This is a genomic window from Maribacter sedimenticola (assembly GCF_900188415.1).
GTDB classification, from domain to species: Bacteria; Bacteroidota; Bacteroidia; order Flavobacteriales; family Flavobacteriaceae; genus Maribacter; species Maribacter sedimenticola.
On record NZ_FZNV01000002.1, the window covers coordinates 251,943 to 264,253 of the forward strand.

The following is a 12,311-nucleotide window of genomic DNA, read 5'->3' on the forward strand; positions in this document are numbered from 1 at the left end:
ATAAAGGTCAAATTGGACTTTAACGCGGCTGGAAATAATTAGCAAAGGAATATTGGCATGATTAAGATTGCTGGTGAGCATATCTTTTAAAGGTGTAATGGTCTTGTTTTTAGTAACTAAGAAAGGTTATAGGTTATTCTTTTCCCTTAATATATTTTCGAAAACCCTTTCGAAAGCGCTAATAATCCACACTATCGGTATAAAGGGGCTTATGACTTGAAAGCTATAGAATTATGTTGCTTCAAATATTTTAATTAGCGCTTTAGATAAAGTATCTTTGGGTAGATTTTTAAGAAATCAAAAAAACACGAACCTTAAAAAATAATCTGATTAATAAATGAATAAGGAAATAGATCAATTAGCGGCAGATAATATTAGGGCATTGGCGGTTGCCATGGTTGAAAAGGCGAACTCCGGACACCCAGGCGGACCAATGGGTGGGGCAGATTATATGCATATTTTATATTCTGAGTTTTTTAACTACGATCCATCTGACATGCACTGGCCATTTCGTGACCGTTTTTTCATGGATGCTGGTCACCTATCCACACTAATGTACGCCCAGTATTATTTATTGGGTAATTATGCAAAGGATGATGTTGCCAATTTTAGACAATGGGGATCGGTAACACCGGGTCACCCAGAAGTAGATGTGGCAAGGGGTATTGAAAATACATCTGGTCCATTGGGCCAAGGTCATACAATGGGTGTTGGTGCGGCAATTGCGGCTAATTTTCTAAAAGCACGTTTTGGAGATTGGATGAACCATAAGGTTTACGGATTTATATCCGATGGTGGTGTACAGGAAGAAATATCACAGGGGGCAGGAAGGATTGCCGGTCATTTGGGATTGAGCAATTTTATTATGTTCTATGATTCCAACGATGTTCAGCTTTCCTCTAAAACAGATGAGGTTACCTCTGAAAATACGGCCATGAAATATGAAGCATGGGGATGGAAGGTTGTCACTATTGATGGTCATGACCATGAACAAATCAGACAGGCATTGAAGGATGCCAATGCGGAAACCGAAAAACCTACGTTGATCATTGGGGAGACCATTATGGGGAAAGGTTGTGTAACCGCAGATGGTACTTCATATGAGGGGTATACAGAACTACATGGTAAGCCAATTGGCGATACAGGGGCGGACTATGAGAAGACCTTGGTCAATTTAGGGGCAGATGTAGAAAATCCTTTTGATATTTATGCCCAGGTAGAAGAATATTATGAAGGCATCATCAATAGAAAGAAAGATGAGGCCCAAGCTAAAAAGAAGGAAATAGACGCATGGCGTGCACAAAACACCGAGCTCTCCGCTAAGCTAGATGGTTTCTTGGAAGGGAAGATGCCAGCATTGGATTTTTCTTCAATTCAGCAAAAAGAAGGTCAGGCAACAAGGGCGGCATCGTCCAATGTATTGGCGTACTTGGCTGAAAACGTAGAAAACATGATCGTTTCCTCCGCAGATTTGTCCAACAGTGATAAAACCGATGGATTCCTTAAGAAAACAAGCGTATTGCAGAAGGGTGATTTCTCCGGTGCATTCTTACAGGCCGGCGTTGCGGAATTGACAATGGCAACGATAGCAAACGGTATAGCCCTTCATGGTGGGGTAATCCCAGTGGTGGCCACGTTCTTTGTATTCTCTGATTATATGAAACCGGCCATTCGTTTAAGTGCCATTCAGGAATTACCGGTAAAGTTTGTTTGGACACATGATGCCTTTAGGGTAGGTGAGGACGGTCCTACACATCAGCCAATAGAGCAAGAAGCCCAAATACGTTTGTTGGAAAAATTAAAGAACCATAGTCATGAGCAGAGTTTTGTGGCCTTGCGTCCTGCAGATTCTCAAGAAACGAATGTAGCTTGGAAAATGGCAATGGAAAACCAAAAGACACCCACGGGCCTAATCTTGTCCAGACAAGGTATCAAAGATGTTCCGGCAATGAACGGTACCCGTTACGAGGCAGCTTTGGGAGCGGAAAAAGGAGGTTACCTGGTGCAGGAAGTAGCTGACCCGGATGTTATTTTAATTGCCAATGGTTCTGAGGTTTCTACCTTGGTAGCGGCCACAAAATTATTGGAAGAAAAAGAAGGGTTGAAGGTGAATATTGCATCCATCCCATCAGAAGGTATATTTAGACAGCAGTCGCAGGCTTACCAGGAGAAGGTAATTCCGCCAAACAAACCGGTATTTGGTCTTACGGCAGGTTTGCCCGTAAACTTGGAAGGTCTGGCCGGACCAAATGGTAAGGTTTTTGGATTGGAGCATTTTGGATATTCTGCACCCGCAACGGTTCTTGATGAGAAATTTGGCTTTACCGGAGATCAGGTATATCAACAAGTAGTCGATTTTTTAAAGTAATTAACAATATTAAAATAAGATAAGGATGAAATTTTTTATAGATACAGCAAATTTAGACGAGATCAAGGAAGCTCAGGATATGGGTATTTTAGATGGTGTAACCACTAATCCTTCCTTGATGGCAAAAGAAGGCATTACCGGCGCGGAGAATATTTTGGCACATTACAAAAAAATATGTGACCTGGTTGACGGTGATGTAAGTGCAGAAGTAATTTCTACCGATTTTGAGGGTATGATCGAAGAAGGGGAGAAGCTGGTTAAGATCAGTCCACAGATCGTCATTAAAGTGCCTATGATCAAAGAAGGGGTTAAGGCAATTAAGTATTTTTCCGATAAGGGATACAGAACAAACTGTACGTTGGTATTCTCCTCTGGCCAGGCATTATTGGCTGCAAAAGCAGGTGCAACCTACGTGTCGCCGTTTATTGGCCGTTTAGATGATATTTCTACGGATGGGTTAGGTTTAATAGCGGATATCCGTTTAATCTATGATAACTACGGTTTTGAAACAGAAATTTTAGCGGCTTCTGTACGTCACGTAATGCATATTATTGATTGTGCCAAGATCGGTGCCGATGTAATGACCGGTGGCTTAGGTGCCATTACTGGACTTTTAAAGCACCCATTGACTGATAGTGGTTTGGAGAAGTTCTTGGCCGATTATAAAAAAGGAAACTAATTATAACCAATTAGTCTAATTGATATAAGAAGCATCACTTTTAAGTGATGCTTTTTTTTGTTTTATATTAGTATGTATATAGGTGGCATCTGATTATTTGTGATTAGGCTTAATTGTTGTAATCAAGTTTTATAAAATAATGTTTAAAAAGAGCAACTCGAGTAAAAGATTTTTTGCGGATGCTGCGTTTGGAGTGGGTGTGGCCTGTATAGGAGGTGCTTTCTTTTTTATACCTACATTATTCACTACGGAGCAAAACTTAATTCCAATTAATGGAAAAGTTCAAAATGTTGAAGCAGTTTACACTCAGGTCAGTTCACAAGGACATAAAAGCGTAAAATCTGAACTTTTATTGAATCTTCAGGATGACAACAGGGTCTTCAAATTGGCAAAAAATATAGAACAGAGTTGGAATAATGAAAAATATGAACAAATTGAAAAGGAACTGAAAAAATCAGGAGAAGCAACTATTTGGATTAAGGCAAGTGCTCAGTTTGATTTAGAACCCGAGGTTTTCCAAATTGCGAATGGAAAAGAAAGTATTCTTTATGATTTGAGCGATGTGAAGTCTGAGCTCTATTGGCTTTTTCCATTTTTCATAATAATGGGACTTTTTAATCTTGGAATATATTTTCATCATAAATTTCCTGAACATTTTAAAACTATTTTTAAAATAAAAACTAGCGAAAATACAGTGTGTAATTAATTGCGGGCGCAATATTTAGATAGAATCGTTAGCTATTAATTATCTTTAAAATCAGGCGGACATCTGCCGTGTGAAAAGTTTTCAAACCATCTTATAATAGGCGGTATCAACTAAAATTTATCTTTTAAATAAGTCATGAAAATCACAAAAAATTCAGTGTGCCTTTTACTGTTATCAATCGTAACACCCTTTATTCTTAATAGTCAAAATAATTATAATTTGGACTTTAACGATTTTAACCAGGAAGAACAAAAAATGCCTACAGGATGGTTTAAGTGGGGAAATTTTGAAAATTTGACTGGAGAAATAATTAGCGATGGTAATTCTGTCGGTAAAGTTGTTTCCGATAATGATGGTACATTTGGCTGTATAACGTATAGGATTCCAGTCAATTATGTTGGTGACACTATTGTACTTTCTGGTCTAATTAAATACGAAAATGTCAAAGGATTTGTCGGACTTTTAATGCGGATTGACGGACATTCAAAAAAAAGTCCTTTAGCATTTAAATCAATGCAAAATCAAAAAATAAGAGGGACAAGTGATTGGAAAGAATATTCTATAAAACTTCCTTTTCCATCCAATGCAAAAACAATCTTTGTAGGCGGAATTTTAGGTAAAAAAGGTATTGCTTGGTTTGATGACTTTAAGGTGAGGATCGACGGTAAAGACATTCAAGAACTAAAAGAAACTAAAAAGTTAACTTTAGAAAACTACAATTCTAACGAACTAGAATTGGCTATATCAAAATCCTCTAAAAAATTACACTTTTCCAACGAAGAAACTCTGCACAATAGTTTAAACCCATTAATAGAAAAAATAGGTGACAAAAAAATAGTTGCAATAGGTGAGAGTACACACGGAACCTCAGAATTTTATCAACTTAGAGAAATCATAACAAAAAGACTAATTACAGAAAAAGGGTTTAGTCTCGTTGTTTTGGAAAATCCATACGATGATATTGAAATCTTAAACAAAAACTTGGATAAAACACCCTTAGATAGTTTAATGCAAAAACATCTGTTTTCAATTTATCAAACCCAAGAAATGAAATCATTCTTAGAATGGTTTAAGTATAATAAAACCAAATATAAAATTAAGTTTAAAGGCTGCGACGATTCATACTGGGTTTTCTTTGAACTGCTAAAAAACAACATTAATTCTGTCGATGATAAAATTTTGAATAATCTTTTACAAGAATTGAAATCCAACATAGTAAAAAGTTCAACTGACAATTTAAAAAAAGAATATAAGGTCAAATATTCTATTCACAATAACATCTTAGAAATTGAAAATTATTTAGAATCAACTAAAAAAATAACTAAATCAATCAGGGAAATACTATTCAATGGTAAAAACACATATATCAACTATGTGAACATTAAAAACCAAAAACCAATTCAAAGCAGAGATGAAATAATGGCTGACAGAATATCATTTTTAGCAAAACATTCAGATAGTAAAATTATTGTTTGGGCTCACAATGCACATATTTCAAACGAAATTATCACAGATAATGAAATAGGGATTATGGGCAGAGATTTAAAAAAGGATTTCGATCAAGATTATTATACAATTGGACTTACGACCTTAAATGGCAGTTATTCTTATATAAATGAAAAGTATATAAACGGAGACCACAGTTATAATGAGAAACTTAAAACCGAATCATTTAAACCTATTGACAGCTTGTTTTGGGAAAATAAGCTTTCTAAAATTAACAACTCGTTTATTTTAGATATGACAGACTTAAAAAATGAACTAATCACAGACAGATTAATCGGTCCTACAAGGCTAATTGGATATTCAAAAGAGTCAGAGGAGGATATTTATTATCTTCCATTAATCAAGAATTTTGATACAATGATTTTCATTAAAGAAACTAATTCAACCAAACCTATATTCGAGTGAAAAGAACAGTCTTTAATAGTACATTAGAAAAAAGAATTTCTACTACGATTAATAGTTTCTAGCCTAAATTATAGTCAATAAATTGAATGAATATGGAATTGAAAAAAGTAAAATTGTTGACATTCTAAAAATATATTATGACATAGAGTAAAAACTTCGGCTAATTATGTCTTAATGTAAATGAACTCCATTAATTCTTAATATTTAAGAATACCTACCAACTAGCAGTACGTTTTTTAGGTTGCTACAATGACTTTTAAGGGTTTCAATTAATTGGTAGTGATAATAGTACGATGTAAATCCCAAATTATCAGTAAGTAATTAGAAGTTAAAATTATCTGTGCGTTTATTCAGTAGATGCAAAATCATCCGGTTATATAGAACTGAATTCTTAAGATATAGGACAACGTTGAACATATGAATATGTAATGGTTGAGAACGCTATTCGCCCCTAAAGTTTTAGATATTTCAATATCTTTAAAGTTATCAATCAACCTATACCACATGAGAAATCTATTTCTAAGTCTTTTTATTGCTTTGTCTTTTTTGTCCTGTAATGAAGAAAAGAAGTCAGAAGGGCCTACAGAACAAAAACCGAACATCATTTACATATTAGCAGATGATTTGGGCTATGCTGAAATAGGGGTTTTTGGTCAGGAAAAGATAGAAACACCCCATATAGATGCCCTGGCAAAACAGGGTATGATTTTTACCCAGCATTATTCAAGTGCTCCGGTATGTGCACCGGCCAGATATATGTTTCTTACCGGTAAACATTCCGGTAAGGCCTTTATTCGTGGCAATGATGAGTGGAACGAGCGTGGTGATGTCTGGAATTACAAAGCAATGGCAAAAGATTCTACGTTAGAGGGGCAGCGACCGGTACCTCAAGGAACAAAAACAATTGCTTCTTATTTAAAGGGTGTTGGCTATAAAACGGCTTTGGTAGGTAAATGGGGTTTGGGAGCGCCACATACGCATTCCATACCCAACGAAATGGGGTTCGATTTTTTCTATGGATTCAATTGCCAACGTCAGGCACATACATACTACCCGTTACACCTATACAAGAACAGAAACCGTGTGCATTTGGCAAATGATACCGTTGCACCTAGTTCACCTTTTCCAAAAGGCTTGGATCCAATGAATCTTGAGAATTATAAGGACTACACCTTAACGGACTACGCACCGGACTTAATGTTCCAAGAACTTACCGGCTTTATTGCTCAGAATAAGGACCATCCTTTTTTCCTGTATTGGGCAACTCCCATTCCGCATGTAGCATTACAGGCACCACAGCGTTGGGTAGATTATTATATAGAAAAATTCGGTGAAGAAGAACCCTACCTTTCAGGTAACGGTAATGGGTATTTTTCGCATCGTACACCACATGCCGCCTATGCTGCCATGGTTTCCTATTTTGATGAAAATGTGGGTAAGTTGGTTCAGCAATTGAAAGATGAGAATATTTATGAAAATACATTGATCGTTTTTACATCGGATAACGGACCAAGTTATGCCGGTGGAGCGGATCCCCAATATTTTGATAGTGCCAAACCATTCAAGGGTGGGTATGGTAGGGGCAAAGGATTTGTTTATGAAGGCGGAATTAGAGTGCCTACATTTTTTACTTGGCCAGGTAAAATTAATCCAGGTACTACTAGTGACCACGTATCTGCACATTATGATATGTTGGCCACTTTTGCAGATATTACAGATTTTGAAATTAAGCATGAAACGAACGGTATAAGTTTATTGCCTACGCTGCTAGGTCAACAAAATCAAGAACAACATAATTTTTTGTATTGGGAGTTTCCGGAATACGGAGGCCAGATTGCCATTAGAATGGGCAAATGGAAGGTAGTACGCCAACATATAAAGGATGATATGCCGCCCACCTTAGAACTTTATGACCTAACTGTAGATGCATTGGAACAGCACAATATTGCATCTAAACATCCTGAAATTCTACAAAAGGCGGACAGCATTTTCAAAATAGAGCATACCATGCCTACTACGGTACGTTTTCAAATTCCCTTATTGGAAAATGGATTGTTAAGTCAATAATTATTGGCCATCCATTTTATGAAAGGAAATGGTCCCGTTCACTTATTTTTCCTTCTCGTTTACCAAGTTTAGTTGTATTTTGCAGGGATTCAAAATTGCCGAAAATTTATATTTTTAAGCTATAAAATATGAATATTGGTAATTGGCTAGGGTCAAAATGAGAAAACAATAGTATTAAATCCAATTTTCCGTTGTACGGAAGCATACAGTAGAACACGCATAATATGAAAAACAGCTTAAAATTTTACGCCTTCACTTTTTTGTTAATTTCAGTTTTTGGTCAGGCCCAGGCTCCAAAATGGGAGAACCCTGAGTGGGAGAATCCGGAAATATTTCAAATAAACCGTTTAGAACCTACTGCTTCTTTTTACAGGTATACGGACATTGAAAATGCCTTGGCAAACGAGAGTTGGGAGAATTCCCCATTGTATCAATCCTTGAACGGAGAATGGGATTTTAAATATGCGGCTAGTGTTCCGGAAAGGCCTGTTACTTTTTTTCAAAATGACTTTGACACCTCTGGTTGGGACAAGATAAAGGTGCCTTCCAATTGGGAATTGCAAGGGCATGGTATACCTATCTATACCAATATAGAATACGTCTTTCCAAAGAATCCACCGTTCATACCACATGATGAAAATCCTGTTGGTAGCTATAAACGTAATTTTAAGATTTCAAAGGATTGGGACGGTAAGCAAGTGTATTTGCATTTTGGTGGCGTTAGCGGGGCAATGTACGTATATCTTAATGGTACAATGATAGGCTATAGCGAAGGCAGTAAAACACCTGCGGAATTCAATATTACGGAGTATTTGACAGAAGGTGACAATACTTTGGCCGTACAGGTGTTGCGTTGGTCTGATGCCAGTTATATGGAAGACCAAGATTTTTGGCGATTAAGCGGTATTGACAGGGATGTGTATCTATATGCCACCAATGACGCAACTTTATATGATTACAGGGTAATTGCAGATTTGGACAATACCTATTCCAACGGAATTTTAAACCTGGATATGGAATATAGGAACACGGGTAAAAATATAAAAGGGTACCAATTGGATATTGTTTTAATGGACGATGGCCAAGAAATTTACACCACAACTCAAAAAATTGATTTGCCTAAGGGAAAGACCAAAGTCCAGTTTAATAAGGAATTGCCCAAAATAAAAACATGGAACGCGGAACAACCAAACCTTTATACATTGCTCTTTGCCCTAAAGGACAAAAAAGGTAATGTTGTAGAGGCTATACGTTCTAAAATAGGTTTCAGAAAAATAGAGATCAAGAATAATCAGTTCTTGGTGAACGGCCAACCAGTATTGGTCAAAGGGGTAAACCTTCACGATCATGATGAGGTTACGGGGCATGTAATCGGTAAAGAAATTACCTTGAAGGATATGGAGGTGATGAAACGCAGTAACATAAACGCCATTAGGTGCAGCCATTACCCAAAAAATGAATTCTTTTATAGAATGGCGGACAAATACGGATTTTATGTGGTGGACGAGGCCAATATAGAAATACACGGTATGGGTACTACCAATCAAGGATTGGACAATAATGAGGAGGCAAAAAAAATACATCCGGGTTATTTGCCGCAATGGAAAGCAATGCATTTGGACAGGACCATTAGGATGTATGAAAGGGATAAAAATTATACCTCTATCGTAACATGGTCTTTAGGCAATGAAGCGGGTAACGGTAAAAATCTTGAAGCTACGTATGCATGGTTAAAGTCTAAAGATGAGACTAGGCCCGTGCAGTATGAGGGTGCCACTAATTATGCAAATTCAGATATACAGGCACCCATGTATGCTACCATAGAACAAACTATTGCATATGCGGAAAACAATCCTCAACGCCCTTTGATTCAGTGTGAGTATGCCCATGCCATGGGAAATAGTGTAGGCAATCTTCAAGATTACTGGGATGTGATAGAAAAATATGATGTTCTTCAAGGAGGATTCATTTGGGATTGGGTAGACCAAGGTTTAAAGGCGGTAAATGAGAACGGTGAGGAGTTTTATGCCTTTGGTGGCGATTTAGGCGGTGCCGAAATACAGAACGATAATAATTTCTGTTTAAATGGCTTGGTAGATCCGGATCGCTCTGCACACCCATCCTTATATGAGGTGAAAAAAGTTTACCAGTATGTAAAGTTCAATTCTGACGATCCTAAATCCGGTGTAATTTCATTGAAGAATATGTATGATTTCACCAATTTATCGGCATATAATTTTTCATGGAGGCTATTGAAGAACGGTGAACAGATCGCCAATGGTAAAATAGCGGATGTCAATGTTGCCCCTTATGCCACTCAAGACGTACAAATAGCATTACCGGAGCTTAAGGAAGAAGATGCCGAGTATTTATTAAATGTCTATATGACCACTAAAAAGGCAGATGCCTTGATACCGGAACATTTTTTACTGGCGTATGAGCAATTTCAACTTACGGATTATACGCCCACTATTTTTGAAGAAGATATAGACGGACTTGAAGTTACCAAAGAGGATAAGATTATTACCGTAACGGGAAATGGCTTTAAAATTGGTTTTGACAGTGCCAATGGTATGTTGGTAAATATAGATTATGAGCAGGGAAATTTACTGCAAAAAGGTCCGAGCGTAAATTTCTGGAGGGCGCCAACGGATAATGATTATGGCTATAATATGCCCAAGCACCTAAAAGTTTGGAAAGAAGCTACGGAAACTCAAAGTTTAGTCAGTTTAGAGGTGAATTCCAATGAAGGAAAAAAGAGTATAGATGCCGTAAAACTGACCAAGAATCCATTTAAGATTCGGAAAGATTTTAAATTGTCCGCAAAATATGGGTTACCCTCCGTAAAAGGGCAGGTGAACGTAACCTATACCATAAATAACAAAGGGCAAATATTGGTACGTACTGCATTGGATGGCATTGATAATAATCTGCCAATATTGCCAAGATTCGGAAATAATTTGATCATTGATAAAAGTTATGACAATGTAACGTGGTATGGCCGTGGAGAACATGAAAATTACCAGGATCGTAAAACTTCCGCGTTGGTAGGGGTATATGAATCTAAAGTATCAGATCTGTACTATGAATATATCCGACCTCAAGAAAATGGGTATAGAACGGATATTAGGACAGTATCCTTTACCAATGATGCCGGACAGGGGATTACCGTAAGCGCTCCTCAACTCTTTGGATTTAGTGCGCATCACCAGTTAAATTCAGATTTTGATGAGGGCGATGAAAAAAGACAGCAACATACTTATGATATTCCTAACAGAGACTTGATAAATATCAACATAGACCATAGTCAGATGGGAGTAGGCGGGGATAATAGTTGGGGATTGTTGCCACATGACGAGTATCAGATAAAACCGAAAAATTTATCATTTTCTTATATAATCAGTCCTCAATAACCCAGTAAAAAACTAATTTGGGCATGTAAATGATTATGATGAAAAGAAGGACCAATTTAATTGTATTGATGCTGATTTGTTCTATGTTAGCATGTTGCAAAACGGAACCAAAGAGCAATGCTAACGTGCATGAAGAAGCTGTGCAAGAAACGGGTGGTGTAGCACCAAATCATAAACTTATAGAGGAAAAACCAGCTGATATTACCGTACCAGAGGGTATGGTGTGGGTGCCAGGGGCGGCATTTAAGCAAGGAGCCGTAGGTTTGGATAAAATGGCCATGGGGCATGAGAAACCGGCAATAGAAGTCTTGGTAGACGGGTTTTTTATGGATGTCACGGAGGTTACCAATAAGGAATTTGCGCAATTTGTCAAGGAAACTGGATATATAACCGTGGCGGAGCGCGGTATAGATTGGAATGAATTAAAGAAACAAGTACCCGAAGGAACCCCAAAACCACATGATTCCATTTTACGCCCAGGATCGTTGACATTCAAAAAAACCAAATCTCCGGTTGCAAATCTTTATGATTTTTCACAATGGTGGCAATGGTCTATTGGGGCCAATTGGAAACATCCCAATGGGCCTGAAAGTTCAATTGAGGGTAAAGAGGATTACCCAGTGGTGCAGGTGGCTTATAAAGATGCAATGGCTTATTGCAAATGGGCGGGAAGACGCTTACCTACGGAAGCCGAGTGGGAATTGGCCTCTAGGGCTGGAAAATTTGGATCAATCTATCAGTGGGGCAATGATAGCGGCCAACTGGTTAAGAGTGCCAACACATGGGAAGGAAATTTTCCAAATGAAAACACTAAACTAGATGGTTTTGAATTAAGGGCACCCGTTAAATCGTATCCACCAAACGCATATGGAATATATGATATGGCGGGTAATGTGTGGGAATGGACCAGTGATTGGTATAATAGTGGGTATTACAAGGAGTATACAAATAGGGGCAAAGTGATCTTAAATCCTACAGGGGCATTGGAACCGTTTACACCGAACAATCCTTTAGCTAGGGAGAAGGTGATAAAAGGGGGGTCATTTCTATGTAGTGCATCGTATTGTGCAAGCTATCGTATATCGGCACGTATGGGTTCCAGCATGGATTCTGCTTTGGAACACACAGGGTTTAGAACGGTTGCAACTGTAAAAATGCTGCAATAAG

General features: G+C 37.6%; 7 protein-coding genes. All 7 read left to right on the forward strand.

Annotation, left to right across the window (positions count from 1 at the left end; all coding sequences use genetic code 11):
* The first annotated feature begins 337 nt into the window (after nt 1-337).
* The 7 genes from CHB68_RS06115 to CHB68_RS06145 all read left to right on the forward strand — a co-directional run bounded on the left by CHB68_RS06115 (nt 338) and on the right by CHB68_RS06145 (nt 12,310).
* Complete coding sequence (locus CHB68_RS06115; RefSeq protein WP_089259988.1) at nt 338-2,368, forward strand: transketolase family protein; 2,031 nt, start codon at nt 338-340, stop codon at nt 2,366-2,368.
* 25 nt (nt 2,369-2,393) lie between these two features.
* Entirely contained in the window at nt 2,394-3,047 is a 654-nt protein-coding gene (gene fsa / locus CHB68_RS06120) for a fructose-6-phosphate aldolase (protein WP_089259989.1), read from the forward strand.
* Nucleotides 3,048-3,186: 139 nt separating this feature from the next.
* Nucleotides 3,187-3,753: a hypothetical protein gene (locus CHB68_RS06125; RefSeq protein WP_089259990.1), complete on the forward strand. Its 567-nt coding sequence runs from the start codon at nt 3,187-3,189 to the stop codon at nt 3,751-3,753.
* A 219-nt stretch (nt 3,754-3,972) separates the two neighbouring features.
* On the forward strand, nt 3,973-5,664 hold the full coding sequence (locus CHB68_RS06130) for an erythromycin esterase family protein (RefSeq protein WP_179213155.1): 1,692 nt from the start codon (nt 3,973-3,975) through the stop codon (nt 5,662-5,664).
* Between the two features lie 504 nt (nt 5,665-6,168).
* Complete coding sequence (locus CHB68_RS06135; protein WP_089259992.1) at nt 6,169-7,731, forward strand: arylsulfatase; 1,563 nt, start codon at nt 6,169-6,171, stop codon at nt 7,729-7,731.
* A 224-nt stretch (nt 7,732-7,955) separates the two neighbouring features.
* Nucleotides 7,956-11,144, forward strand: coding sequence for a glycoside hydrolase family 2 TIM barrel-domain containing protein (locus CHB68_RS06140; RefSeq protein WP_089259993.1), 3,189 nt, complete (start codon nt 7,956-7,958; stop codon nt 11,142-11,144).
* A 29-nt stretch (nt 11,145-11,173) separates the two neighbouring features.
* Nucleotides 11,174-12,310, forward strand: a complete 1,137-nt coding sequence (locus CHB68_RS06145; protein ID WP_089259994.1) for a formylglycine-generating enzyme family protein — start codon at nt 11,174-11,176, stop codon at nt 12,308-12,310.
* The last annotated feature ends 1 nt before the right edge of the window (nt 12,311 follow it).